The organism is Pedobacter cryoconitis (genome assembly GCF_001590605.1).
Classification (GTDB): domain Bacteria; phylum Bacteroidota; class Bacteroidia; order Sphingobacteriales; family Sphingobacteriaceae; genus Pedobacter; species Pedobacter cryoconitis_A.
The window spans coordinates 3,785,774-3,810,325 of sequence record NZ_CP014504.1 but is presented as its reverse complement, the minus strand read 5'-3'; the positions used below and the strand labels follow the sequence as shown (position 1 = coordinate 3,810,325).

Here is a 24,552-nt window from a genome sequence, read left to right as displayed (position 1 = left end):
GAAAATTAGTCTTTAAGGCTTTCATAAAGGAATACCTGTTTGGAGGCAACAATACGGTCACCTGGTTGTAGTCCTTTACTGATATAGGCCTTATCTCCCGATTTCCTCCCTATTTCTACTTGTTGTATACGTACTTTTTTTACCTTATCCAATACCAGGACATAATTTTTATTCTCGTCAAAAATGATGTTGTTTGCATTAATGGATGGCAGATTCACATCAGATTTTGAAGCGATTTGTACGGTGGCCATCATCCCTGGTTTTAATAAATATCCTGGATTCGGGATACTTACTCTGGCATGCATCACTTTACTGTCTTCATCCAGGATGTTATAAATCTTATCAATCTTTCCTGTGAAAACTTTGTCAGGATAGGAGAGGATAGAAATTTTCACCTCATCACCTTCTTTAATACTGGCAATATCAGATTCATAGATATTAATCAGTGCCCATACAGTCGATAAATCGGCTACGGTAAACAAGCTCTGGCTATTGTCAGGTCTGAGCTGCATATTGCTGTTTACATTTTTCTCAATGACAAATCCTGAGATTGGTGATTTTAAAGTATAAGTCCCATTGGTACTTCCACCATTCAGATTCAACACGGCTTTACTACGTTTTTCTTCTGCTTGTTTAACCAGGTAATTGTTTTTTGCTTCTTCTAAATCTCTGGCAGAGGATAAGCCGCTTTTATATAAATCTTCAGCAAGTTTCATGCTTCTTGCAGCGTTTCTCAGCTCGGCAGAAGAGCTGATCGCTTCTTTATCAAATCCGGCCATTTCAGCACTTCCCATGGTGGCTAATACTTGTCCTTTACTCACCCGGTCTCCGAGTTTAACTGGAACTGAACGTACATTACCACTTACCATCGGGAATATTTTCGCTGTGGTTTCATCATTGGGAGCTATCTTGGCAGAGAAGCTCAAGTCGGTTTCGCTATTTGGATTTCTAACTGTATCAATCAGTAACCTGTTGATCAGAGAATCAGTAATGGCGAATTTTTCATCTTTAGGCGGTTCTTTAACGTGTTCTGTACAGCTTTGTAAAAATACAAAAGCGGCTATTACACCAATTGTCAGCCTGGTAAATTTTTTGATTTGGGTTTGCATGTTTGTATTATTTGAAAATTGTAGTACCAGTTACATAATTGATTTCTTCCTTCGCATTCATTCGCTGATATTTCAGGTCATTCATTTGCAGGGTGCTTTCTTTGTAAGAGTCATAGAAATCCATAAATTCCAGCAGACTCAGGTTTCTGCTTTTGAAGTTTTTAATTACCTCGCCAATCAGTTTATCAAAGTCACTGCTAAAGTTTTTATCGAAACCTTTATACAGACTCTCTGTTCTTAAAGCTGATTTATAGCTATTGAAGACTTCATTTTGTAAAGCAGACTCTTGCTGATTCAATTGGTTTTTCCCAGCATCAATAGCAATTTTCGCTTTTTTAATTTCTCCTTGATTTCTGTTGAATAAAGGAAGTGGGATATGCATCCCTAATCCGGTATAATTATTTGGGTAACTTCCTTGTAAATCGTAGGTTAAAGAGAATTGTACGTCAGGTACAGCATTTGCTTTTTGTACGCTGAGTGCTTTTTGTGCGTAATCAATTCCGGTTTGCGTCATTTTCAAGTCTGCACGGTTAGTACGGGCAGAATCCAGCAGGTTGGTATAAACTGCTTTATCCAATTGATAAGCTTGTTCTTCTGAAGGATCTACAGTCAGCTCAAGATTCGCATCGGGTTTAAGGTTGGTCATCAATTTAAGGTCTGTTTCCATATCCTCAATGCTGTTTTCCAGGTTATTATATTCTGTTTGCAAACTATATACGAGTGATTTGATCCGGATAATATCTTTCATTGCGATATTTCCCATTTTCAATTGCTGCTCTGAGGCAGAAAGCAATTTTTGCAAAGAGCCAATTTGTTGTTGATAAAGCTTTGCAGATTGCTGTGCGTAATAAGTTTTGTAGAAGTTAGCCCGCAGGTTAAATCTTAATGTACGCATGAGGTCGAAATATTGGTATTCTGCTAATTTTACGCCTGATTTAGCGAGCTGAATGTTTTTATTTCTTTTTCCGGCAAGTTTAACCAGCTGAGAAATGGAGGCCTGATATTCTCCGTTTGTTTTAGATGTTTCGAAGAATCTTTTGGTTTTGGAATTGTACAACTGGGTTTCTACATTAAGTTCCGGGTTGTCAAATAATTTGGCCGTAATGATTTCTGCCCTGGCCTGATCGGTCTGATAGTTTTGGGCGATTAATTGATAATTGTTCTGTACGAATAGCTTTTCTGCTTCGGGCAGACTGATTTTGAGCGTATCAGTTGCCTGAGCTGCTGCATTTCCGGAGAAGCCTAGCAGAGCGAAGCCGAAGATTAACAGTTGATTTTTCAGGAAGTTAGAGGTCATTTGCTTAAATATTTAAACAAATCTAATTTCGGGGAATTAAAGGTGAATTAAAGGGATATTAAAAACTGATTAAAATGAATGAAATTCAATCTGGAAAGTAGTACCGATAGCATTAGATGACGTTACTGTGATTTTTCCGTTAAAAAGTGTGATGATTTTGTGTGCCATATATAAGCCCATTCCATTGCCTGCATGTTCTACTTTATGAGAAGAACTGTAAAAGGGTTTGAAGATTTCCTTCAATTTATCTTCAGCTATGCCCCCACCGTGATCACTGATGGTCAAAGTCATTCCGGCAGGTGAAATATCCAGATGGCAGCTAACTTGCTGGTCATCTGAAAATTTGAACGCATTGCTGATGATATTGTCGAGTGCGATTTGTAGTAAGGTAGAATTTGCGGTAAGGATTAAAGGGGTATCGTCTGTCATCGGGAGATTTGTCATTTCCACCAGAAGTTTGTTTGGGCCTTTACGCTTGTTCCATTCTGCTTGCAATTGCCAGATCAGTTCATCCATACGGATTTTCTCGGCGAGTGAAGAGCTGTATTCCAGATCGGCCTGTGCGAGATTAAACAGCGCGGTAATGATATTTTCTAATTTTTCAGCATCTTCCAGTACCGAGTGCAGTGCTTTTTCATAATCTTGTTTCTGGCGGTCTTTGGAAAGCGCAATCTCAGCTCCGATAATCATCCGGGTAACCGGGGTCCGCAGTTCGTGAGAGGCATTGGCAACAAATGTCTTTTGCAAAATAAAAGAGTGTTCCAGATGCTCCATCAGGTTGTTGAAATTCTGTGCCAGTAAAGTAATCTCGTCTTTATTGGTCCCTTCTGCTACCCTGAAATGGAGGTTATTCGACTTGATTAATTTGACCTGGCCGATGAATACATCAAGCGGGGCTAATATTCTTTTGGCGATCCATCTGCCGGAAAGCAGCAAGCCAAGAAAGATAATGATGAACACGCCAATCATTACTTTTAATAGTTTGTGGATTCTTAGCGTTGTACTTTGATCTATTGCAGAAGCAAGGATCACAAAATCACCCTGATTGTCTTTATAGAAAATCCCGACTACCTGTCTTTCTCCTTCTTTGAAACGGACTTTTCCTAATTCTCTTACCCTGTCAATAGTATGACTGCTCCAGAATTGCTGATCATCGCCAATAAAAGTGGCACTATTGCGCTCGTTATAAATGCGGATGACTTCTCCGTTCAGCTTTTCCAGATACTGTGTTCTTACTTTATTTAAAGCTTCATCCGAAATTTCATCTGCTTCCAGGTAGAGTTTGGCCGTTACCATAGTCCGGTCGGTCAGGCGGTCAAAAAACTCTGACTCCATCACTTTTTTAAAGGTGAAATACGTCACTGATAATACGCAAAGCAGTGTAATTGTACTGATCAGTGTAAAATATAGAGCCAGGCGGTCTTTAATCTTCATGGAATTATTTATTTCATGATATAACCCATACCAATTTTTGTATGGATTATTTTCCTGTCAAATCCCTTTTCGATCTTATTGCGCAGGAAGTTTACATAAACATCAATTACATTGGTGCCGGTATCAAAACTAATATCCCAGGCATTCTCAGCAATATATTGTCTGGATAAAAGGCGGTTTGGGTTTTTAAGGAAGAGCTCAAGCAGCGTGAATTCTTTCGCGGTAAGTGTAATGTCTTTACCTGCGCGCTGAACAGTTTTGGAATAGGTATCCATCAGGATATCCTCAAAACCAAGGGTATGTTTAAGTTGGCTTTGTACGGTTTGTTGTCTTCTGAGCATAGCCTCAATACGGGCTAGTAACTCTTTGAAGTGGAAAGGTTTAACCAGGTAATCATCAGCACCGGAGTTGAGCCCCAGTACTTTATCGTCAATGGAACCTAATGCCGTTAACATCAGGATCGGAACTTCTTTATTGGTTTGTCTGATTTGGCGGCAAACTTCAATCCCGTTCATTCCGGGCATCATGACGTCCAGGATCAGCAGATCGAATTTCTCTTCCTGAAAGGTATAAAGGGCCATTATGCCATCAGGGATAGTAGTGACATTATAATTATGTTCTTCCAATCCGGTTTTAACCAGGCTGGCGATTTTTACATCATCTTCTGCTAATCCGATATTAAACATTTGCTGCTCGGGGTTTGTTGAGCTGCAAAGATAACTATCTAAATCCAAACTCATTCATTCCCTTTTTGACTGTCTTTAAACTCTTTGACGCCCTGGCCCAGGCCTTTCATCAGTTCAGGAATTTTTTTGCCTCCAAAAAGGAGTAAAACAACAACCAGGATAACAAGGATTTCTGGTGTGCCCAATGCGGCTAAAATAGGGTGCTGAAGCATATTATTTTGGTTAGTGATGTTATTTAAAGTCTGTCCGGGTTTTAAAAATATTGCCCGGACAGGCTTATGGTGTGTTTTGCTTGAACAAAAGTAAAATGGGGTAATTAAAGTCTTGTTAAAACGGGATTAAAATGGGGTTAAAATGTTGGGAGGTTAAGGGGATTGTTGAATTTATGAAATTAAATTAACTTTAATTGGTGAATGTGGGGTAAGTTGAGTTATGAATAATTATATAGACGAAATCAAGTTAATCTTAAGTAAGGCAAGGCAGAAAGCTTATACAGCTGTGAATAAAGCGATGGTAGATGCATACTGGCTAATAGGTAAACGTATTGTAGAACAAGAGCAACACGGAGAAGAAAAAGCTGTTTATGGAGAAGCGATATTGAAAGAACTTTCTAAGGCTTTGACTTTTGAATTTGGGAAAGGATTTTCATATGCGAACCTTCGTAATTTCCGGCAATTTTATCTTATTTATCCTGAAAATGAGATTTGCTACACACTGTGTAGCAATTTGACATGGAGTCATAACAGGCTTATTATGAGGATTGAAAATAGGGATGCAAGAACTTATTATTTAAATGAAGCGTCAGAGCAAGGTTGGAGTGTTCGTACTCTTGAACGCAATATTAATACATTCTATTATCAAAGACTTTTGTCGTCCGATAATAAGCCTGAGAAATCAGGAAAAAGCCAGCAGTTGCAAAAACAAAGTCCGGAAGATTTTATTAAAGATCCATTTATCTTTGAGTTTTTAAATATTCAACAGTCAACTAGTGTCAATGAGTCAGAAATTGAAGCTGCTTTAATTGAAAATCTTCAGCAATTTTTATTGGAATTAGGAAAAGGTTTTACTTTTGCTGGACGGCAATTTAGGATTGGTACAGAAACCGAACATTTTTATGTTGACCTGGTTTTTTATAATTATCTGCTGAAGTGTTTTGTCTTGATTGATTTGAAAACTTGTAAACTTACGCACCAGCACGTTGGTCAAATGGATATGTATCGTCGTATGTTTGATGATTTAAAGAAGCCAGAAGGCGATAATCCAACAATTGGTATCATTCATTGCACGGAAAAAAGTGAGACGGTGGTTAAATATTCAGTAATTAATGATAACCCGCGACTTTTTGCAACCAAGTATATGAGGTATCTCCCAACAGAAGAAGAGTTGATTGCAGAGGTTGAGCGTGAAAAAGTGAAATTAAATCTGTTTAACAGTGATGAAGAAGTGGATTAAAACCCTGATTAAGCCAGATTAAAATATTGTTAATCACTATTAATCAAACCTTAATCTTTCTTTCCCATATAAAATTGTACCTTTGCAAAATTGTTAGCCATTATTACGGGTTGATCCTGAATTTCAGCCGGTTAAATGTCGACAATAATTGCATTAAATATATTTATGAAGAAGATTGTCGATTACAGAAAATTGTTAGGCGTTCAAAAAGATGCCGAGCTGAAAGAGCTTAAAACCATTTACAGAAATTTAATGAAGGAATATCATCCTGATAAATTTCAAGAAAGTGATGAAGCTAAATTAGCTGCTGAAACAAAAAGTAAAGAAATTATTGAAGCTTATCATTTCCTGGTTAGCATTGCTCCTGAAACACTTGCTGGCTCAATTGAAGAGTATACAAGTACAATCACTTCATGTGGTATTGCTGATTATAACTGGGCTGGCCTGGTACTTACCGTTCATTTCCTTGATGGAAGCGGATACGAGTATTTTGAAGTTCCAAAAGCAATTTATGTGAAATTGGTCAATGCAGATTCTCCAGGAAGATTTGCACGTCGCCATATTTTCAATTCTTTTCCTTACAGAAACATAGTAAAATTAGAAACAGCATAATCCCTGTTCTGATTTAACAAATAGAGTCACTTATCCAGTTTCGGCAGGATAAGCTATACCCATCGGTCAGCGTGCTTTTTGTAGCCTCCTATAAAGAACATACTGGCCGATACTTTTTTAAGTATTTCCCCAACAATATCAGCTGCATGATTGTTCAGCATAAAAGACGCTATTTGATCCTGCAAAGTATCTCAATTCGTATCGTATGCAACAGCTGATTGACGCAGATCACCACAACATCCTCCCATCACATGGCGAGGCATTGTTATTCCCTGATTTCTTTACCACAGAAGAGAGTGATACTTATTTTAATCATCTAAAAAATGATGTTTCCTGGATACAGGCACCCATTATTCAATCTGGCAAAAAGAGATTGCAACCTCGTTTGACGGCTTTTTCAGGAGATGAACACACGGAATGTCATACTAGAGGTTTAACGCTGAAAGCCAAATACTGGACCGTCCCTTTGTTAAATATTAAAACAAAACTCGAAGCTAAATTTGAGACTTCATTTAATGAATGTTTACTTAATTATTATCGGGATGGGGGAGATTATATGGGATGGCACCGGGATAATGCACACGCATTAGGCGAATACCCTGTCATTGTCAGGGTGAGTTTTGGGGCAACAAGAATTTTTCAGTTCAGAGATTATAAGGAAAAAGTACCTGTAGTCTCCTTAGAGCTTGAGCATGGGGGTGTCTTGCTTGTGAAAAAACAAACACAAGAATTTTGGGAACAGCGTTTACCAAAAACTACACTCGCTGCAGGACCGAGAATTAACCTAACTTTCAGATTGACCCTGAAAAAAGGATTTTCTGGCCATCTTTGATCTATTCGTCACAAATCACCCCAGTCATCTAAAATTGATTGTTGCAGCTAAGTCAAAATTCCTACTCCTTTCTGAATGATAAAATAATAGGCTTACATTTGCTAACAGTGTTAACTTAGGGAGATTAAATGGGAATAGTGGAACGCAAAATGCGTCATAAAGAAGAAATCCGTACTGGAATTCTGGGGGCAGCATGGCATATGGTAGTAACTGATGGCTGGCAATCACTTTCCATCCGGAAGATCGCTGATGCCATAGAATACAGTATTCCGGTTATCTACAATCACTTTGAAAATAAGGAAGCAATACTACTTGAATTCTCCAAAGAAGGTTATCAGAAATTGGCTTTAGCCTTACAGGAAGCGAGAAATTCAGCGGCTTTACCTGCAGATCAGCTCGAAGTGATGGCAATTGCCTATTGGGATTTTGCCTTTGGCAACAAAGAATACTATCAATTGATGTTTGGTCTGGGCATTCCAGCTTGTGAAATGGTCAATCAGATCACAGAAATTAAAGAAATGACCAGTATTCTGGTTTCTACGATACGGGAAGCTTTGATACAGGCCAAAAATGAAGAAGCAGATTATTTTTTAAAGTATCATGGCTATTGGTCGATACTTCATGGTCTTGTTTCTATACAAATGATCGAAAACAGTGGCAAAACCGATGCCTTTAAAAAAATGATTTTAAAAGATGCCATTAGTGGGTTCTGTAGATCTCTGGCATTATAAGAAGCGGCAGGATTGTTGTTGATTCAGAGAAAAATATTAAGTTTACGCTTAAATTAAAACTTATACAGACCCATGAACAGACTATTCAACACTAATTACAATCATAGAGGCCTTGATTTTGTTTTGCTGATCTTAAGAATTAGTATCGCGGGCCTGATGCTTTCTCATGGAATACCTAAACTTGAAATGCTGCTTGCTGGTGGTGAAATCAAATTTATGGATCCTATTGGCCTTGGTGATACTGCAACTTTAGCCTTAGCTGTTTTTGCAGAAGTAATCTGTTCTGTATTGATTCTTCTGGGGTTGGCTGTACGTTTAGCTGTCTTGCCGTTAATGATCACTATGCTGATTGCTATTTTTGTTGCCCATGGTGATGAAGGATTGAGTGAAAAAGAATTGGCTATTCATTATCTATTGACTTATATCGTGTTGCTATTTGCTGGTGGCGGAAGATTAAGCATCGATAGCCTGATCAGCCAGAAATCTGCCAAATCAAGAAGAGGTTACTAGCTGGACAATAATTCCCGGTTAAACCGTTATTAGTAGAATATTAAAGAAATATATATGAAAAGGATTGTATTGGTTTGCCTGACGGTAATGACAGTGATGGGATGCGGCGTGAATAAACAAGCTCAGCAAATCAAAGCACTTGAAAATTGTAAATATAGAATCGTTTCGGCTGAGAACCTTTCAGTGGCCGGGGCAGATGTAAAAAAAATAGTGAATGGTCAGGATATCAATCTGGCAAGCTTACCAGGTTTGGCATTTGGACTGCTTAGAAGAGATGTACCTTTCCGTGCAAGATTAAATATGGAAATTTCTAATCCATCGGGCAATCTTGCGGCAATCAATCAGTTTGAATATAAAGTACTGATCAATAAACAAGAGCTGGCTAATGGTTTTGTGAATCAGCAGGTAAGTATTCCTGCAGGTCAGTCTATAGTTGTACCAGTAGATTTGAATGTGAATGTTTACCAGTTTATTTCTAACCAGAAAGTGATGTCAGAAATCTCAGACTTTTTGCGTGGTGGTGCCAGTGGTGGTTCAGAAAGAAAAGGATTGGTGACACTTAAAATCAGACCTAGTATTATGGTAGGCGGGGTTTTAGTGAAATATCCGGGTTTTATCAGCATTGATAAAGAAGTGAGCAGTAAAATCCTGTTATAATTTTTGACAACTTTGTTACCAATATTTATTTCCAAATAAAGAGATAGACAGGGTTATTTTAATTATTTTCGACAATTGATCTAACCCTGTTATGCGGAATCGTCTGTTTTTTCTTTGTTTATTATCCTATGCCCCATTTTTTGGAAAAGCCCAGCAAGTTGAATTGAATGCTGCGGAAATCAGGCAGGGATTAGCCAGTTTAAACGTTACTGGAAGTGTTTTATATATTGCTGCACATCCTGATGATGAAAATACCCGGCTATTGGCTTATCTCGCGAAAGAGAGAAAAGTACGGACAGGTTATTTATCACTGACCAGGGGTGATGGCGGACAAAATCTCATTGGCACGGAACAAGGAGAGCTGTTAGGATTAATTCGTACACAAGAACTCTTAGCCGCAAGGCGGATGGACGGCGCATCACAGTTTTTTACCCGGGCAAATGACTTCGGTTTCTCTAAAAACTCAGTAGAAAGCTTTAAAATCTGGAATAAAGAACAAATCCTTTCTGATGTAGTCTGGGTAATCCGTAATTTTCAACCGGATGTGATTATTACCCGTTTTCCGGAAGACGCACGTGCAGGGCACGGTCATCATGCGGCTTCAGCAATTCTTGCAAGAGAAGCTTTTACTGCTGCTGCAGACCCCAATCGTTTTCCTGAACAGCTGAAAAAAGTTAAAGTCTGGCAGGCGAAAAGGATTCTATGGAATACCTTCAACTTTGGTTCTACCAATACCACTGCCGATGATCAGCTCAAAATAGATGTTGGTGTTTTTAATCCCTTATTAGGAAAAGGTTATGGCGAAATTGCAGCCGAAAGCCGCTCTAATCATAAAAGTCAAGGTTTCGGCTCCGCAAAACAGCGTGGCTCCGCTATTGAGTTTTTTAGCCCGGTAGGTGGCCAGGCAGCCAAAACAGATTTGTTTGATGGGGTAAACCTGGATCTGGACAGAAATAAAGGGACAGAAAAAGCACAACAAATACTCAACAGACTGATTAGTGATTATGATGCTTCAGATCCTTCAAAATCGATCAATGCTTTATTGCAGTTGAAAGAAGAAGTCAGAAATCTGCCTTTTAAACATAAACAGCTGGATGAACTGATTTTAGCCTGTGCAGGTATCTGGATAGAAACTACGGTTCCAGAACAATCTTATGCCATTAACGATTCAATTCCTGTCACTATGAGTGCGATATCAAGAGTAAGAAAATATTCTCCGATCACGATCTCTTTGCAGGAATTAAACCCGGGACATACAGAAGAATTGATCCCCGACCATATGCTCACCAGGGAATTTAAAATCTCAGCGCGTCAAATCGGTTTGACGCAGCCTTACTGGTTGGAGAAAAAACATCCTATAGGCAGTTATATCATTGATTCTTTGAAAAACCTGAGTTTACCAGAAGCTATAGCCCCTGTTGCCGGAGTATTCAAAGTAATATTTGGTAATCAATCTATTGAAGTAACAAGACCATTAGTCTATAAACATACAGATCCGGTAAAAGGGGAGCTCTATCAGCCTTTAGTGGTTGCACCTCCTGTTACTGCTACACTGGCCGAACACTCTTTTGTCTTTACAAATAATGCCCCTAAAACAATTATTGTTCAGCTAAAGAGTTTTGAAGCAAATGCCAAAGGTGTTCTTCAGCCGGTTATTCCTTCTGGATGGAAAGTTACACCGGAAAAAGTTGATTTTGAACTTCATGAAAAAGGAGAGGAGCTAAACGTTGAATTCACGGTTACGCCTGCAGGTCAGGTTTCTGGTGGTCAACTTTCTTTATCTGTAAAGGTGGATGGAGAAACCTATCAAAAAGGGCTGAAGGTGATCGGCTATGATCATATTCCTGTACAGACTTTGTTTCCTGTAGCAGAAGCCCGGGTGGAAAGAGTTGATTTGAAGTTTGCCGGTAAAAGAATTGGTTATATTGCAGGTGCCGGAGATTTAATTCCGGAGTCACTGACACAAATCGGTTACCAGGTGACCAGACTAACTGAAAACCAGGTTATCAACGGTAATCTTTCTGGTTATGATGCGATCATTACAGGTGTACGTTTATATAACATCAATGATAAAATAGGCCTTATGCAGCCGAAGCTAATGAGTTATGTTAAAGAGGGTGGGGTTTTATTGGTTCAGTACAATGTAAATGCCCCGCTGAAAATTACAAATCTGGGTCCTTATCCTTTTCAGCTTAGCCGTGATAGGGTTACTGAAGAAGATGCGAAAGTTACTTTCCTGAAACCTGCTCATCCGGCATTGAATTTTCCTAATCAAATTACAGCGAAAGATTTTGATGGCTGGATTCAGGAACGCGGTTTATATTTTGCCACCGGTATTGATGCACATTATGCCCCGGTTTTACAGATGAATGATACGGGAGAACAAGCAAGCAATGGTTCATTACTGGTCACTGATTATGGAAAAGGAAAGTTTGTTTATACTTCTCTGGCCTTTTTCAGAGAGCTGCCTGCTGGTGTTCCCGGTGCATACAGATTATTTGTTAACTTGATCTCTAAATAATACAGCACAAAATGAAATCTGAAAAACGCAGCACTGAATTGCCACCTTTTGTGAAAAGCTGGAAACAGTTTTACTGGTTGCTGGCAGGCTGGCTGGTTTTCCTGATCTTGTGCTTTTACCTATTTACCCGATATTTTGAATGAGTTATATTGACTGGGCAGTTTTATGCTGTACACTGATTGCAATTGTCGCTTATGGCGTTTACAAAAGCAGGGGTGCAAAAGACATTGATGGATATTTATTGGGGAACCGGTCTTTACCATGGTATAGCGTATGTTTATCGGTGATGGCTACCCAGGCCAGTGCGATTACTTTTTTATCTGCTCCGGGGCTGGCCTATTCTTCAGGGATGAGCTTTGTGCAGTTTTACTTTGGTTTGCCACTGGCCATGATTGTGCTTTGTGTAACCTTTGTTCCTATATTTCACCGGTTAAAAGTTTATACAGCTTACGAATATCTGGAACAGCGATTTGACTTGAAGACCCGTGCATTGACTGCTTTTTTGTTTTTAATACAAAGAGGCTTGTCCACAGGGATCACCATTTATGCCCCTTCTATTATCCTGTCTACTATTCTGGATATCAATACCACTTATACTACTTTAGTTATTGGTGGTATTGTAGTTGCCTACACAGTTTACGGAGGAACCAAAGCTGTTTCCTATACACAAATGCTGCAAATGAGTATTATCTTCTGCGGCTTATTTGCTGCAGGGATCATGGTTGTGCATTTACTTCCAGGAGAAATCGGATTTGGTAAGGCCATCAGTATCGCCGGAAAGATGGGCAGGACCAATGCAATTGATTTTAAGTTTGACTGGAATAATCCCTATACGGTCTGGAGTGGATTAATAGGCGGTTTTTTCCTTCAGTTATCTTACTTTGGAACGGATCAGAGCCAGGTGGGCCGGTATTTAACTGGTGCATCTGTAAGTGAAAGCCGGCTGGGGTTACTCATGAATGGGCTGGTGAAAATACCCATGCAGTTTCTGATTCTTTTGATCGGGGTATTGGTTTTTACTTTTTACCAGTATAATAAACCGCCAGTATTCTTTAATAGTTTTGAACTGAATAAACTGGAGAAAAGTAAATATAATCCACAGTTGAATCAGTTGAAAAAGGATTATGAGAAAGCCTTTGAAGAGAAACAAACGGAGGTTAATAAACTGGATGCTGCTTTAGATCAGCAGAATAAACCTGTGATTGATCAGCAAAGGATTGCATTGAAGAAAGCTGATGAACAAACCAAGGTTGTGCGTAAGCAGGTCACTGACCTGATGCTGCAAAATGATCCCGGTGCTGATGTCAATGATAACAATTACATCTTTCTAAGCTTTGTGACCAAATATCTGCCTAAGGGGCTGATAGGGCTGCTCATTGCAATTATATTCCTGGCTTCTATGGGTTCTACTGCAAGCGCGCTGAATTCACTGGCTTCTACTAGTGTAATTGATATTTATAAAAGATTAATCAATAAGAATGCGACTGAAGAAAATTACTTGAAAGCATCAAGATGGTCAACGGTTATATGGGGATTGGTTTGTATCGCAATGGCTTTATATGCCAGTAAAATAGGAAACCTGATTGAAGCGGTCAATATCCTGGGGTCTTATATCTATGGAACTATTCTAGGGGTATTCTTAGTAGCTTTTTATTTAAAACATGTCAACGGCAGAGCCGTATTTTACGCTGCCATTGCAACTGAAGTTGTGGTTTGTATTTGTGGCTATCAAAAAGTAGTCGCTTATTTATGGCTGAACGTAATTGGCTGTTTGCTGGTGGTATTGCTCTCTTTGTTGTTTCAACTGGTCATCAGGAAAAAAGGGGAAACCAGCGAAGCGGAAGTTCTGCCTGAAATATAAGACCTTTGCTGTACCAGATCTTTTAGCCTGAATTAAAATAACGGGGATTACTAAGTTTTCTCATTATCGTTAAGGTAAAGCCTATAAGAGTGAATAAACAAAAAAGGGTATCTTAATTCAAATTAAGACACCCTTTTTAAAGGATTTTTTTTTAAGACTATTTCTTAGCGTCAGCCAATAAAGCAGTGTTTAAACGTATGTATTCAGGGTTTTTAATTTCGGTAGCTATTTTAATACCAGCTGCTGCGCTTTCCGCTGCACCTTTCTTATTGCCCATTTTAAGCTGAACACGGCCTTTCCAAAGTTTTACCCATGGGCTTTTCCCACCATCAGCTGTATCCGCTGCATTCATCCATTCCATTGCTTTGTTCAGGTCTTTTCCATTTTCCAGATAGTAAATAGCTGACTGGAAGTATGGTTTCTTATCACCTTTCATCGCTTCGTCAATACTTGCCATTACTTTGGCATCAATACTTGTCGTCATATTGATGGGTACTACAACATTTTCCCAGGTTAATTGCATCACAGCTTTGGTTGGTAATACATCAGTAAACCCAATCGTAAATGTTTCAGCTTTATCTTTTGCAGTACCTGGTTTAACTTTGAACCTCAAAAAATCTTCTGATTCTTTATAGTCATAAGCACCCCATTGTTTGGTGTTTTTGTTTAGAATTACTGTCCATTCAGTTTTACCTGGAATAGTAAATAAGGCATAATCACCCGCAGGAACTGCCTGACCTTCTAAAGTCACGTTATCTGTGAAAGTAATTGTTGTTGCACCATTTGCACCAGTACGCCAAACTGATCCATAAGGTTCAAGTTCTCCGAATACTTTACGTCCTTTAGTATTTGGACGGGAGTATTTAACTGTTATTTTTCCAAGTCCGAAATCCTGTATTATAGTCTGACCAGAACTTGGTTGAGGAATACTGATTCCTTGTGCTTTCAGGTCTGCATTTAAGCTGAAAGCCAATGCAACCAAAAATGTTGTTTTGAGTATTGTGTTCATTAGAATAAGTTTTGTTTATGCGAAATTACAGTTATGTTTTGATTTATAATAGAAACCTTTTCCAGTTATAACTGTTATTTGGGGTAAACAAAACTTATTTTAATAATACGATTATGAAGCAATTAAGTTTATTTGGCTTGTTAGTTATAGGTGCCTGTTCTATTCAGGCTTGTACAAGTCCGGAAAACCGTGGCACTAAAGGAGATTCTACCACCATGGATTCCAGTAAATCAGACAGCTCGAAAATGGGTTCAAATCAGAGTGGCACCACACCTTCCGATCCAACCAATCAATCTAAAGTTGACGGAGATGTAGCAACCTTTATGGAAAAAGCTGCTCTTGGTGGAATGATGGAAGTTGATTTAGGCAAGATTGCCCAAAAATCAACTAATCCGGAAGTAAAAGCTTTTGCAGAAGAAATGGTTAAAGACCACTCTACAGCAAATGCAGAACTTAAAACTATAGCAGAAAAAGCGAAAATTATTTTGCCGTCGGCATTTCCAGCAGAAGATAAAGCACATATGGATATGATGAAAACCATGACAGGTACAGCCTTTGATCATCACTATATTGATATGATGGTAACCGATCATGATAAAACCATTACCTTATTTAAAGGTGCTGCGGCTTCCACTTCGAAAGAAGTAAGTGAGTTTGCTAAAAAGATGCTGCCAATTATTACCGGCCATTATGAAAAAGCAAAAGCTATTCAGGCAAAGCTGAAATAATTCTCCTGTTTAAATCTTTGCATTCTCAGGATGAAGACAGTCAAAATTAAAGGGGCATTTTTGTTGAATACAAAATGCCCCTTTCTTCTTATCCCTGAACGCTGACAGGGTCAAGTACCTGTGTAATTAATTTTAACTTTTCTTCTGCCTTCTGTAACTGCTGATGCAATTCTTGCGTGGCTATATCTGTCTGAAGCTTTAATTCTGGAATCAGCTCTCTGTAGTAGTCAATCCCTTTAAATAGTTCGGCTCTGAACTTCTCGAAATATTTAGTCTTTTTTGCATTCAGGTCATGCAATTGCGCGGTGAGGTCTTTTTTGAGATAATCAACGTATAAATGCAATTCATTGATAAATAAATTCGGACGGTTAAATTTAAATGTAATGGTCTCCCTGCCATAAATATGACCAATCATTTCTTTCAGCGTGTATTGTTTAGAAAAATAAGCAAGATTAGGGCCTGGACAAATACTTACTGCTTTATTTTCCCTTGGTTTTAACAGGTCATTTTTCAGGTAAGAAGAAGCACATAATCCTTCACATAAACATATTTTTTCTGTAATCGCTTCAAATTTCTCAGCAAAAAGTGCAGGATCTGGTTCTGTCGCTTCTAACTGTTTAATCTTTAGTCGCTGATATTCTCTGGAAGCAGTACAGATAGGCAATTCCGTAAATTCCGTATTCGTAGAAAGGAACTTTTTAGTACAAGGACTGCCTGGTCTTCCTTTTTCTATCCGTTGTAAACGCTGCTCTTCAATTGTACTATTTTTGAAATTATTGAATAATACCCCCAGAGGCGAAGAATTGCTAACATAAAAATCGTCCTGCGCTGCATTGGCTAAAGCTTCCAAAGTCTGTGCATCCACATTAGTCGCTTCCGGAACCAGCAGAAACGGACTTCCCCATCCTGTCGCATCCAACTGATAATAATTAAGCAGGAATTCGTTTTCTCCGGCTGTACCAATGCCACCCTGAGCAGTAAATTTTAGAGCTGGAGTTTCCACGAGTGAAATTCCTTTAGTCAATAATGCAGCCTGATAAATGCCCGATAACTCTTCGCGCAGCTCGTTCCGTTTTTGTTTAAATTCTTGTAATATTGGCCCGAGCAATAAACCTTCGGTCGCAAAAGCATGGCCTCCGCAATTCAGACCAGATTCTACTCTGAATTCTGTTACCCATAATCCTTTTTTGGCCAGCATTTTCGCTTGTATCAATGCAGATCTGAAATCACTAACTTTCAGGATGATCTTCTTTTTAGCCTTGCCGTTTGCATCGGGGTAAAAATCTGTACAGTTCTCCATATAAGTATATAACCTTGGATTTAATCCTGCAGAAATCACCACAGCAGAAGATAAACTACTGTTCCCAAAACCACGCATCGCTGCCAGTGCATCTGTATAATCATTACCCAGGCTTTCCTGGTTAACTGTATAATTGGCTTTGTCTACCTTCGACATAATGTTAACATCAATATTTCCGGCTTTCATTTGCTGACGCAAGTTGTCTTGTAAACTTGCTTTTACAGGACCTTCTTCCAACTGAAGCATTTCCAGGTATTCACCTTTCAAAACAGAGTTTTCCGGAAGAAGTTCAAAATAAGTATGTATAGTTGCGCCTTCGTCAAAAGGTTCAGCTCTTAGCGCTTCAAATTGCTGATCAACCAATTTGCCAATCAAGTCAAGATAGGCTGTAACCCGTCTTGCACGCCCGTCCTGTTCTTCTTTTTTGATCAAAACGTAATCAAGCTTATTTGCTTCGGAATGAAATTTTCTCATTCGCTCTGTCAATTCATCATCAACGATTGAAAGGACTGAAGAAATACCATATTTAGCTACTTTTAAAGGAGTATCAATGGAGTAACCTAATCCCAAAACGGGTATATGAAAAGTGTGGTTCATGCAATTCTATTTTATCTGTAGGACGGCAAAATAGCGGAGAAATCCGGGGATAAAATATGACATGGATCATTATTTTTTATGATTTATACAGGCACCCGGCATGACAAAAGTCATAGATAGGGCCAGTAGATGAGCAGATATTTGTGGTAACAAAAACAACATATTATGGCAACTTTAACCTTAAACACCGCTCCATCCATCAGTCTATGGTCTAAATACTTAAATTTTGCTGATAGTCAGAAACCTAATCACTTAGGCTGGTTTTTAGTCTCTATCGTTTTACACGCTACAATCCTTGTTCCGTTAACTTTTGTGCTGGTCTATTCTTTAGGTGGCTATGTGATCCCATGTTTAGCAGTGAGCATGCTGATCTTCTTTGCTAATATTGTGGCAAATATGAGTAGCGCAAGTACCAGGGTGACTATAGGTGTATTTTACCTGAGCTTATTGATCCATGCAGCGATCCTTTTAATTACGGTTGCAGGTCTATAAATACTGGCCTGTTAATAGATTTTCTATATTTGTAAAAATCGATTATGGAAAAAGCAAGGTTATTAGAGGCAATTATTGAAACAGCTATTGATGGGATTATTACCATTGATGAGAGAGGGAAAATAGAAAGCCTTAACCCTGCAGCGCTTAAACTTTTCGGATATACCATTGAGGATGTAATCGGACAAAATATCTCTAAACTCATGCCTGAACCGGACAAAGGCAGGCATGATGGCTATCTGGCCAAGTACCATGATACTGGTGAAAAACATATTATTGGTAAAGGGAGAGAGGTTAAAGGATTGCGGAAAGATGGTACTACTTTTCCTTTCAGGCTTGCCGTGAGCGAAGTACAATATGAAAGCCGTAAAATATATACTGGATTCATTCATGATCTTTCCAAAGAAAAAGAAGCAGAAGAACGCCTGCAGGACTATGCTGCTGAATTGGAAAACCTGGTAGAGGAGCGGACTAAATCATTGAAAAAAACAGTAACTGCATTAAGAGAAGCCAAAGAAGAGGTCAGTTTGTCGCTTGAAAAAGAAAAAGAGCTGAACCAGATGAAAAGCAGGTTTGTCTCTATGGCATCCCATGAATTCCGGACCCCATTGAGCTCGGTACAACTTTCTGCTTCTCTTATTGAAAAATACGCGCAGCCATTTCAGAATGCAAATATTGAGAAACACGTACATAAAATAAAAAATGCGGTCGGTAACCTGACTACAATCCTTAACGATTTCCTGTCTTTGGAAAGACTGGAAGCGGGAAGGGTAGAACCTGCATTTCAGCCTTTTGATCTGGTTAAATTAGCAGAAGAAATTACCGAAGAAATGCAGATGATCGCCAAGCAGGATCAGAACATTATTTATCAGCATACCGGGCTCGAAAGTATGGTTTTACTCGATCAGAACCTGCTGAAAAATTGCATGATCAACCTGATCAATAATGCAATCAAATACTCGGGGGAAAATACTTTTATTGAGTTTAATACTGAAATCAATGAACATCAGTGCCTGGTTACCCTGAAAGATAACGGTATTGGTATTCCCGATACCGATCAAAGACACTTATTCCAGCCTTTCTTCAGAGCGCATAACACAGGAAATATTCCAGGTACAGGCTTAGGCCTTAATATTGTACTCCGGTATGTAGGTTTAATGAATGGTGAGGTACAATTTGAAAGTAAAATTAACGAAGGAACTAAATTCACCCTATCTTTCAATAAATAGGCAGAATTCAAGCAGGATGGAAAATAAGAAACAAAGGATATTAATTATTGAAGACAATGATGATATCAGAGAAAGCACAGCGGAAATACTAGAACTGGCCGATTACGAGGTTTTCCAGGCAGACAATGGCAAAACAGGTGTGGAAATGGCACATAGTCATTTACCAGATTTGATTCTTTGCGACATTATGATGCCTGAACTGGACGGTTACGGTGTACTTTATCTCTTGAATAAAAGCCCGGAAACTGCTGCCACCCCCTTTATCTTCTTAACTGCAAAAGCCGAAAGAATGGATATGCGTAAAGGAATGGAAATGGGCGCAGATGATTATCTGGTGAAACCTTTCGACGATGTTGAACTGCTGAATGCGATAGAAAGCAGGTTCAGCAAGAGAGAAAAACAAGAACTTTTCTATAGCAAGTCAATTGATAAATTAAATACGCTGGTTTCTTCCAGCCATGGCGTGAAAGAGCTTGACAAACTTATGCAGGACCGTAAAGTCCGGACCATTAAAAAGAAACAGATCATTTACTATGAAGGAGATAGTGTTTCAGGAATCTACCTGGTTTTGAGTGGAAAGGTTAAAACCATTAAACTTACTGAAGACGGAAGAGAGCTTTTGACAGGAATGTATGGAGCTGATGAATATTTCGGTATCCCTGCCTTACTTTTAAATGAGCCTTATGCCGAAACTGCAGAGGCTTTGGAAGATACAACAATATGCCAGCTTCCAAAAGAGATGCTCGAAGAATTACTGAACCGTTACCCCGATGTGGCGAGACAATTTATTCATATTCTTTCCAATAATCTGCTGGAGAAAGAAGAACAACTGCTGCAGTTAGCTTATCATTCTGTCCGTAAAAGAATGGCAGAGGTATTATTGCGCCTTTGTAAACTTGAAAAACAGGAAGCACAGATCAGCCTTAAGATCTCCAGAGATAACCTCGCGGCAATGGCCGGAATGGCTACGGAAACGGTTAGCCGGATTTTAAGCGATTTCAAAGATGAAGGCATTATAGAAAGAAAAGGTAGTCTTATCGGAATCCTCGATCAGACTAAACTTCAGCAAATGAAAAACTGATCCAGATCATATTTATGGCTGACCAGCCTCATTCTCTTCCACGTGTTTTCGGGTTAATTTTGCTTATTAACAAATCGATCCGAATGAGAGTAGTAGCCTATAGTATAAAATCTTTTGAAAAAGAGCCACTGGCGATAGCCAATCACAAAAAACACGATATTACATTAATATCCAATTCTTTAAGTCCGGATACAGTGAGCTATGCGGCAGGAAAAGAAGCTGTTATTGTCTTTACAGACGATGTAGTTTCTGAAGCTGTGATCAATAGCCTGGCAGACCTGGGCGTGAAGTATATCGCAACCCGGTCTACTTCTACCCAACATATCCATCAGGAAACTGCAGCACTCCGCAATATTAAAATTGCAAACGTTCCGGCGGTTTCTTTAATGGCAGATACCACTGATGAACTGTCCCTTGCTTTAGCCAGAGAGACGATCTTAAACCTTGATAAATGGCAACAGAACCGTTGTTTAGGTTCCGCTTGTGTTTGTTCAAAAGCTTGTGATCAGATTCATCCTAAAACACCTGACCATGAGCATTAAAACATTGATTGCAAAATACCATGTTGCTGCACCCCGTTACACCAGTTATCCCACAGTCCCTTACTGGGATACCGAAGGGTTTGATCAGGAGAAATGGGCTTATGCAGTACGCAAGTCATTCACACACAGCAATCAGCAGGAGGGGATCAGCGTATATATCCACCTTCCTTTTTGCGAAAGTCTTTGTACTTATTGTGGTTGTAATACACGTATTACAAGAAATCACAAGGTGGAACATCCTTATATTGAAACCGTCTTAAAGGAATGGAAATTATACCAGAAACTATTCGATAGTAAACCTGTGATCAGAGAGCTGCATTTGGGAGGGGGTACACCAACATTTTTCAGTCCCGAAAACCTGAAGCTACTGATAGATGGAATTCTGAGTATGGCGGTTATCCATGAAGATGCAGAGTTTAGCTTTGAAGCGCACCCAGGCAACACAACCCAGGCGCATTTAGATACACTGTATCAATTAGGTTTTGGACGTCTGAGCTTAGGTATCCAGGATTTTGATCCTAAAGTACAGCTCGCTATTAACAGGATACAAAGCGTTGCAGAGGTCTCTTTAGTTACGCAGCAAGCCAGAGCAGCAGGTTACCATTCTATCAACTACGATTTGATTTATGGCCTTCCTTTGCAGAATATTGATGGCTTATCTGATACTATTTCTTCAGTATTAACCTTGCGTCCAGACAGGATAGCCTTTTATAGTTATGCACATGTACCCTGGGTGAGACCGGGACAACGCAGGTATACAGAATTGGATCTTCCTTCGCCTGCATTAAAGCAGGAATTATATGAATTGGGGCGCGAAATGCTAAAAGCAGGAGGATATGTGGAGATCGGAATGGATCACTTTACCCTTGCGACCGATAGCCTGTATCAAGCTGAAAAAGAAGGTAAGTTACACCGTAATTTTATGGGTTACACTCATCAGTATAGTAAACTGATGATCGGATTAGGCGTCTCTTCTATCAGTGATAGCTGGACTGCTTTTGCGCAGAATGTGAAAAAGGTAGAAGATTATATGAGCTTGGTTAACGAAGGGAAAATACCTGTTTTTAAAGGCCATATCCTGGATCAGGAAGATTTGGTAATCAGAAGGCATATCTTAAACCTGATGTGTAAAGGAGAGACCTCATGGGCTAAACCTGAACAACAAAGTGAAGGTTTCAGCAAAGGCCTGGAAAGGATGATGTTAATTGCAGATGATGGCCTGGTGATGATCAAAGGCACAGAATTAAAGGTAACCGTATTGGGTAAAAGGTTCTTAAGAAATATCTGTATGGCGCTTGATTCCAGACTTTACGCCAACCAACCGCAAACTCAATTATTTAGTATGGCTGGATAAGGTTATCAAATCCGGATCAGTTACATAGCGCAGTTCCGGCTCCGGCCGGGCTCAAATATGGAATATTTAATTCCATTCCCCGAAGGATAAACCAGATCCCCAGCATTACCATCAAATAAGGAATCATTTGATTCAGCTTTCTTCTGAAAATCGCAGAAGTAAAACCAGCACTTATTCCGGCGATAAACATCAAAGGAACTGTCCCCATTCCATACCAGAACATATATTCAATAGCTGTATTTACCGCTCCGGTATTCAATGCCCCGGTCAAAGCCAGGTAGACTAAACCACAAGGCAGAAAACCATTTACAATCCCAATAATCAGATGATTTGCTTTATGCTTTAATGCGTAGCCAAATAACTGGTTAAAAGGTTGCAATAACTTCGCATTCATCCGGCCGGCAGAGAAATTAAACAGCCTTGAAGCTGCGACGATCAAGATCAGGATACCGCTTAAAATGCTGATATACTGTTGTGCACCAGCTAACCAGATTTGTCGTCCGATCAAGCCAATAATAGCTCCTAAAATACAATAAGAGATAATTCTGCCGCCCTGATAGCTCAATTTATCCAGCACCAGGAATCCCCATCCTTTTTTTAAGGTGGGGACAGCAAAAGCTAGTGGACCGCACATGCCCAAACAATGCACACTGCCCATCAAACCTATTAGAAAGGCTAAATACTGATCACTCATTTGAGATTAATTTCCTGTTCGATGAGATACTTTTTAGACTGGCTTTCCCATTCTGCAATTAACCGCCAGGATCCTTTTGGTAAATGTTGTGCAGGAATTAATACCTGTCTGTCCTGATTCGTCTCAAAAGGCATCGTCCTGTCCAATCTTTTATCCGAAGTACGCATCAGGCGCAAATTTCCTTTGGCCTGTTCCTTAAAAACAAGACTGATTGTTTCTTTACTCAACACTATTTCTGGTTTTGCCTGGTCAATATTCACCTGTTCTTTCAGGTTATAGACTTTATCGTAGTTGATCCCCTTTTCATAATAATCATTGTCTACCAGTGCATCAGTTTTACTATTAAACATAATGACAACCAGTACGATAATGAAACTCATGAATGTGCCCATACCGAGCAGTACTTTTATTCCCCAATTCATAATTTAATCGTTAGCAGGTGCAATAAATGTGGTCTTAAACTGTCCGGCAATTTTATGGCCGGACATCATTTTAAAACCTATAGCTGTTTTATATTTCTGAATAGATTTTTGCGGAAGGATTACAAAAAAAGTAAGCTTGATAGTTTCTCCTGGTTTGATCACATTCTCCTTCTGGATATACTGTAAGCTGGCTTCCTTGTTATCGGGTACAATCTCAAACTTTATGGGATGAGCCGTTTTATTCATCAGCTCTGAATTGTACAGATTACTGACTGTTTTATCTTTATCCCGAAGTTGGTATAATGTTCCGCTTGCTCTGAGGATCGTCGTTTCCACATCGCTGCGGCTGATCAGCAAATAAGCCAGCACGGCCATCAGCATGAATAAAACCCCGGCATAACCATAAATCCGTTTATTCAGGTGAAATGGTTTTTTTGCCGCAATTTCATCTTCAGATTTAAACCCTATTAAACGCAGTGGACGGTCAATTTTCTCCATCACCATATCACAAGCATCAATACAAGCGGTACAGTTTACACACTCCATTTGAGTACCATTCCTGATATCTATTCCCGTTGGACAAACTTGTACACATAACTTACAATCAATGCAATCTCCTGTTGATTGTTCCACCTCTTTAACCCTTCTTCCCCGGGGCTCACCACGTTGATAATCATAAGCGACAATGATACTTTGATTGTCTAACAATACTCCTTGCAAACGCCCATAAGGACAAGCTACCGTACAGACCAATTCTCTCATTTTTGAAAACACAAGATAAAATGCTATGGTAAATACACAAATCGCTATAAAGCCAGAGACATGCACAGAGACTGGTTCGGTTATTATTTTCCACAACACTTCTGTGCTGATCAGATAAGAAAGAAAGATATTGGCAATTAGAAAAGATATGGCCAGGAACACACCATGTTTAGTCGTTTTCTTCCAGAATTTATCAAAGTTCAATGGTCCTTCGTCCAGTTTTCTTTGTTTCAAATGATCACCTTCTATCCAGTTTTCAATTTTCCGGAAAACCATTTCCAGGAAGATAGTTTGTGGGCAGGCCCATCCGCAGAAGACCCTGCCAAAAACTACCGTAAACAACACCACACCTATGATAAATATCAATAAAGCCAGTACAAAAAGATAAAAATCCTGTGGCCAGAAAATTATTCCAAAGAAGACAAACTTCCTTTCCAGCACATTCAGCAAAATCAGCTGTTCTCCATTTAATTTTAGAAACGGAGCAGAAAACAGCACGGCCAGGAAAAAGTAACTGACCGCAGCGCGGTACTGGTAAACCTTTCCTTTAATAATTTTAGGATAGATCCACTTTCTCTTTTTCCCGTCATCGGTAATCGTACCGGGCTGATCTCTGAAATGTGCAGGACTTTGTGACATA

Annotated in this window: 24 protein-coding genes; 14 read left to right on the top strand and 10 right to left on the bottom strand. The window is 39.3% G+C overall.

Annotated features, from left to right (window positions below):
• Positions 1 to 5: 5 nt before the first annotated feature.
• The 5 genes from AY601_RS15740 to tatA form a co-directional block, all read right to left on the bottom strand.
• Entirely contained in the window at positions 6 to 1,109 is a 1,104-nt protein-coding gene (locus tag AY601_RS15740) for an efflux RND transporter periplasmic adaptor subunit (protein WP_068402768.1), read from the bottom strand.
• Between the two features lie 7 nt (positions 1,110 to 1,116).
• Positions 1,117 to 2,406, bottom strand: a complete 1,290-nt coding sequence (locus tag AY601_RS15735; protein WP_068402766.1) for a TolC family protein — start codon at positions 2,404 to 2,406, stop codon at positions 1,117 to 1,119.
• A gap of 69 nt (positions 2,407 to 2,475) precedes the next feature.
• A complete protein-coding gene (locus AY601_RS15730; RefSeq protein WP_068402764.1) occupies positions 2,476 to 3,840 on the bottom strand; it encodes a sensor histidine kinase in 1,365 nt (454 codons plus the stop codon).
• An 8-nt stretch (positions 3,841 to 3,848) separates the two neighbouring features.
• A complete protein-coding gene (locus AY601_RS15725) occupies positions 3,849 to 4,580 on the bottom strand; it encodes a response regulator transcription factor (protein WP_335340580.1) in 732 nt (243 codons plus the stop codon).
• On the bottom strand, positions 4,577 to 4,738 hold the full coding sequence (gene tatA, locus AY601_RS15720; RefSeq protein WP_068402762.1) for a twin-arginine translocase TatA/TatE family subunit: 162 nt from the start codon (positions 4,736 to 4,738) through the stop codon (positions 4,577 to 4,579). Before tatA ends, AY601_RS15725 begins: the two co-directional genes overlap by 4 nt.
• A gap of 220 nt (positions 4,739 to 4,958) precedes the next feature.
• On the opposite strand from tatA, the gene AY601_RS15715 reads away from it, so the two are divergent.
• The 8 genes from AY601_RS15715 to AY601_RS15680 all read left to right on the top strand — a co-directional run bounded on the left by AY601_RS15715 (position 4,959) and on the right by AY601_RS15680 (position 13,702).
• A complete protein-coding gene (locus AY601_RS15715) occupies positions 4,959 to 5,978 on the top strand; it encodes a PDDEXK nuclease domain-containing protein (protein WP_068402760.1) in 1,020 nt (339 codons plus the stop codon).
• Positions 5,979 to 6,143: 165 nt separating this feature from the next.
• Entirely contained in the window at positions 6,144 to 6,590 is a 447-nt protein-coding gene (locus AY601_RS15710) for a KTSC domain-containing protein (protein WP_068402759.1), read from the top strand.
• A 205-nt stretch (positions 6,591 to 6,795) separates the two neighbouring features.
• A complete protein-coding gene (locus AY601_RS15705; RefSeq protein WP_068402757.1) occupies positions 6,796 to 7,422 on the top strand; it encodes an alpha-ketoglutarate-dependent dioxygenase AlkB family protein in 627 nt (208 codons plus the stop codon).
• A 128-nt stretch (positions 7,423 to 7,550) separates the two neighbouring features.
• The gene (locus tag AY601_RS15700; RefSeq protein WP_068402755.1) at positions 7,551 to 8,153 is read left to right on the top strand and encodes a TetR/AcrR family transcriptional regulator; all 603 of its coding nucleotides are present in this window, start codon (positions 7,551 to 7,553) and stop codon (positions 8,151 to 8,153) included.
• Positions 8,154 to 8,225: 72 nt separating this feature from the next.
• The gene (locus tag AY601_RS15695; RefSeq protein WP_068402754.1) at positions 8,226 to 8,663 is read left to right on the top strand and encodes a DoxX family protein; all 438 of its coding nucleotides are present in this window, start codon (positions 8,226 to 8,228) and stop codon (positions 8,661 to 8,663) included.
• A gap of 54 nt (positions 8,664 to 8,717) precedes the next feature.
• Positions 8,718 to 9,320: a hypothetical protein gene (locus AY601_RS15690; RefSeq protein WP_068402753.1), complete on the top strand. Its 603-nt coding sequence runs from the start codon at positions 8,718 to 8,720 to the stop codon at positions 9,318 to 9,320.
• Positions 9,321 to 9,411: 91 nt separating this feature from the next.
• Positions 9,412 to 11,841, top strand: a complete 2,430-nt coding sequence (locus tag AY601_RS15685) for a PIG-L family deacetylase (RefSeq protein WP_068402751.1) — start codon at positions 9,412 to 9,414, stop codon at positions 11,839 to 11,841.
• Between the two features lie 139 nt (positions 11,842 to 11,980).
• Positions 11,981 to 13,702 (top strand): sodium:solute symporter, encoded by a 1,722-nt coding sequence (locus tag AY601_RS15680; RefSeq protein ID WP_068402748.1) that lies wholly within the window; start codon positions 11,981 to 11,983, stop codon positions 13,700 to 13,702.
• A gap of 157 nt (positions 13,703 to 13,859) precedes the next feature.
• Here the strand turns inward: AY601_RS15680 and AY601_RS15675 are convergent, their stop codons facing one another.
• Positions 13,860 to 14,711, bottom strand: coding sequence for a DUF2911 domain-containing protein (locus tag AY601_RS15675; RefSeq protein WP_068402746.1), 852 nt, complete (start codon positions 14,709 to 14,711; stop codon positions 13,860 to 13,862).
• Positions 14,712 to 14,824: 113 nt separating this feature from the next.
• Between AY601_RS15675 and AY601_RS15670 the strand changes: the two genes are divergently transcribed.
• Positions 14,825 to 15,439, top strand: a complete 615-nt coding sequence (locus AY601_RS15670; protein WP_068402744.1) for a DUF4142 domain-containing protein — start codon at positions 14,825 to 14,827, stop codon at positions 15,437 to 15,439.
• 88 nt (positions 15,440 to 15,527) lie between these two features.
• On the opposite strand, the gene AY601_RS15665 is transcribed toward AY601_RS15670, so the two are convergent.
• A complete protein-coding gene (locus AY601_RS15665) occupies positions 15,528 to 17,336 on the bottom strand; it encodes a hypothetical protein (RefSeq protein ID WP_068402743.1) in 1,809 nt (602 codons plus the stop codon).
• 165 nt (positions 17,337 to 17,501) lie between these two features.
• Between AY601_RS15665 and AY601_RS15660 the strand changes: the two genes are divergently transcribed.
• The 5 genes from AY601_RS15660 (at position 17,502) to hemN (ending at position 22,034) form a co-directional block, all read left to right on the top strand.
• On the top strand, positions 17,502 to 17,828 hold the full coding sequence (locus AY601_RS15660) for a hypothetical protein (protein WP_068402742.1): 327 nt from the start codon (positions 17,502 to 17,504) through the stop codon (positions 17,826 to 17,828).
• Between the two features lie 44 nt (positions 17,829 to 17,872).
• Positions 17,873 to 19,057: a PAS domain-containing sensor histidine kinase gene (locus AY601_RS15655; protein ID WP_068402741.1), complete on the top strand. Its 1,185-nt coding sequence runs from the start codon at positions 17,873 to 17,875 to the stop codon at positions 19,055 to 19,057.
• A gap of 16 nt (positions 19,058 to 19,073) precedes the next feature.
• The gene (locus tag AY601_RS15650) at positions 19,074 to 20,138 is read left to right on the top strand and encodes a response regulator (protein ID WP_068402739.1); all 1,065 of its coding nucleotides are present in this window, start codon (positions 19,074 to 19,076) and stop codon (positions 20,136 to 20,138) included.
• A gap of 83 nt (positions 20,139 to 20,221) precedes the next feature.
• Entirely contained in the window at positions 20,222 to 20,680 is a 459-nt protein-coding gene (locus AY601_RS15645) for a lactate dehydrogenase (RefSeq protein WP_068402738.1), read from the top strand.
• On the top strand, positions 20,670 to 22,034 hold the full coding sequence (gene hemN / locus AY601_RS15640) for an oxygen-independent coproporphyrinogen III oxidase (protein WP_068402737.1): 1,365 nt from the start codon (positions 20,670 to 20,672) through the stop codon (positions 22,032 to 22,034). The genes AY601_RS15645 and hemN overlap by 11 nt, the downstream gene beginning before the upstream one ends.
• 16 nt (positions 22,035 to 22,050) lie before the next feature.
• On the opposite strand, the gene AY601_RS15635 is transcribed toward hemN, so the two are convergent.
• The 3 genes from AY601_RS15635 to ccoG are packed head-to-tail and all read right to left on the bottom strand — an operon-like array spanning position 22,051 to position 24,551.
• Positions 22,051 to 22,728 (bottom strand): sulfite exporter TauE/SafE family protein, encoded by a 678-nt coding sequence (locus AY601_RS15635; protein ID WP_068402735.1) that lies wholly within the window; start codon positions 22,726 to 22,728, stop codon positions 22,051 to 22,053.
• The gene (locus AY601_RS15630) at positions 22,725 to 23,150 is read right to left on the bottom strand and encodes a FixH family protein (protein ID WP_068402733.1); all 426 of its coding nucleotides are present in this window, start codon (positions 23,148 to 23,150) and stop codon (positions 22,725 to 22,727) included. Before AY601_RS15630 ends, AY601_RS15635 begins: the two co-directional genes overlap by 4 nt.
• 3 nt (positions 23,151 to 23,153) lie before the next feature.
• Positions 23,154 to 24,551, bottom strand: coding sequence for a cytochrome c oxidase accessory protein CcoG (gene ccoG, locus AY601_RS15625; RefSeq protein ID WP_068402730.1), 1,398 nt, complete (start codon positions 24,549 to 24,551; stop codon positions 23,154 to 23,156).
• Position 24,552 lies beyond the last annotated feature (1 nt).

Bases quoted from the DNA above. Each gene is read 5' to 3' on its own strand.
- AY601_RS15740 (WP_068402768.1), bottom strand. From the start codon at position 1,109: ATGCAAACCCAAATCAAAAAATTTACCAGGCTGACAATTGGTGTAATA.
- AY601_RS15735 (WP_068402766.1), bottom strand. From the start codon at position 2,406: ATGACCTCTAACTTCCTGAAAAATCAACTGTTAATCTTCGGCTTCGCT.
- AY601_RS15730 (WP_068402764.1), bottom strand. From the start codon at position 3,840: ATGAAGATTAAAGACCGCCTGGCTCTATATTTTACACTGATCAGTACA.
- AY601_RS15725 (WP_335340580.1), bottom strand. From the start codon at position 4,580: ATGAGTTTGGATTTAGATAGTTATCTTTGCAGCTCAACAAACCCCGAG.
- tatA (WP_068402762.1), bottom strand. From the start codon at position 4,738: ATGCTTCAGCACCCTATTTTAGCCGCATTGGGCACACCAGAAATCCTT.
- AY601_RS15715 (WP_068402760.1), top strand. From the start codon at position 4,959: ATGAATAATTATATAGACGAAATCAAGTTAATCTTAAGTAAGGCAAGG.
- AY601_RS15710 (WP_068402759.1), top strand. From the start codon at position 6,144: ATGAAGAAGATTGTCGATTACAGAAAATTGTTAGGCGTTCAAAAAGAT.
- AY601_RS15705 (WP_068402757.1), top strand. From the start codon at position 6,796: ATGCAACAGCTGATTGACGCAGATCACCACAACATCCTCCCATCACAT.
- AY601_RS15700 (WP_068402755.1), top strand. From the start codon at position 7,551: ATGGGAATAGTGGAACGCAAAATGCGTCATAAAGAAGAAATCCGTACT.
- AY601_RS15695 (WP_068402754.1), top strand. From the start codon at position 8,226: ATGAACAGACTATTCAACACTAATTACAATCATAGAGGCCTTGATTTT.
- AY601_RS15690 (WP_068402753.1), top strand. From the start codon at position 8,718: ATGAAAAGGATTGTATTGGTTTGCCTGACGGTAATGACAGTGATGGGA.
- AY601_RS15685 (WP_068402751.1), top strand. From the start codon at position 9,412: ATGCGGAATCGTCTGTTTTTTCTTTGTTTATTATCCTATGCCCCATTT.
- AY601_RS15680 (WP_068402748.1), top strand. From the start codon at position 11,981: ATGAGTTATATTGACTGGGCAGTTTTATGCTGTACACTGATTGCAATT.
- AY601_RS15675 (WP_068402746.1), bottom strand. From the start codon at position 14,711: ATGAACACAATACTCAAAACAACATTTTTGGTTGCATTGGCTTTCAGC.
- AY601_RS15670 (WP_068402744.1), top strand. From the start codon at position 14,825: ATGAAGCAATTAAGTTTATTTGGCTTGTTAGTTATAGGTGCCTGTTCT.
- AY601_RS15665 (WP_068402743.1), bottom strand. From the start codon at position 17,336: ATGAACCACACTTTTCATATACCCGTTTTGGGATTAGGTTACTCCATT.
- AY601_RS15660 (WP_068402742.1), top strand. From the start codon at position 17,502: ATGGCAACTTTAACCTTAAACACCGCTCCATCCATCAGTCTATGGTCT.
- AY601_RS15655 (WP_068402741.1), top strand. From the start codon at position 17,873: ATGGAAAAAGCAAGGTTATTAGAGGCAATTATTGAAACAGCTATTGAT.
- AY601_RS15650 (WP_068402739.1), top strand. From the start codon at position 19,074: ATGGAAAATAAGAAACAAAGGATATTAATTATTGAAGACAATGATGAT.
- AY601_RS15645 (WP_068402738.1), top strand. From the start codon at position 20,222: ATGAGAGTAGTAGCCTATAGTATAAAATCTTTTGAAAAAGAGCCACTG.
- hemN (WP_068402737.1), top strand. From the start codon at position 20,670: ATGAGCATTAAAACATTGATTGCAAAATACCATGTTGCTGCACCCCGT.
- AY601_RS15635 (WP_068402735.1), bottom strand. From the start codon at position 22,728: ATGAGTGATCAGTATTTAGCCTTTCTAATAGGTTTGATGGGCAGTGTG.
- AY601_RS15630 (WP_068402733.1), bottom strand. From the start codon at position 23,150: ATGAATTGGGGAATAAAAGTACTGCTCGGTATGGGCACATTCATGAGT.
- ccoG (WP_068402730.1), bottom strand. From the start codon at position 24,551: ATGTCACAAAGTCCTGCACATTTCAGAGATCAGCCCGGTACGATTACC.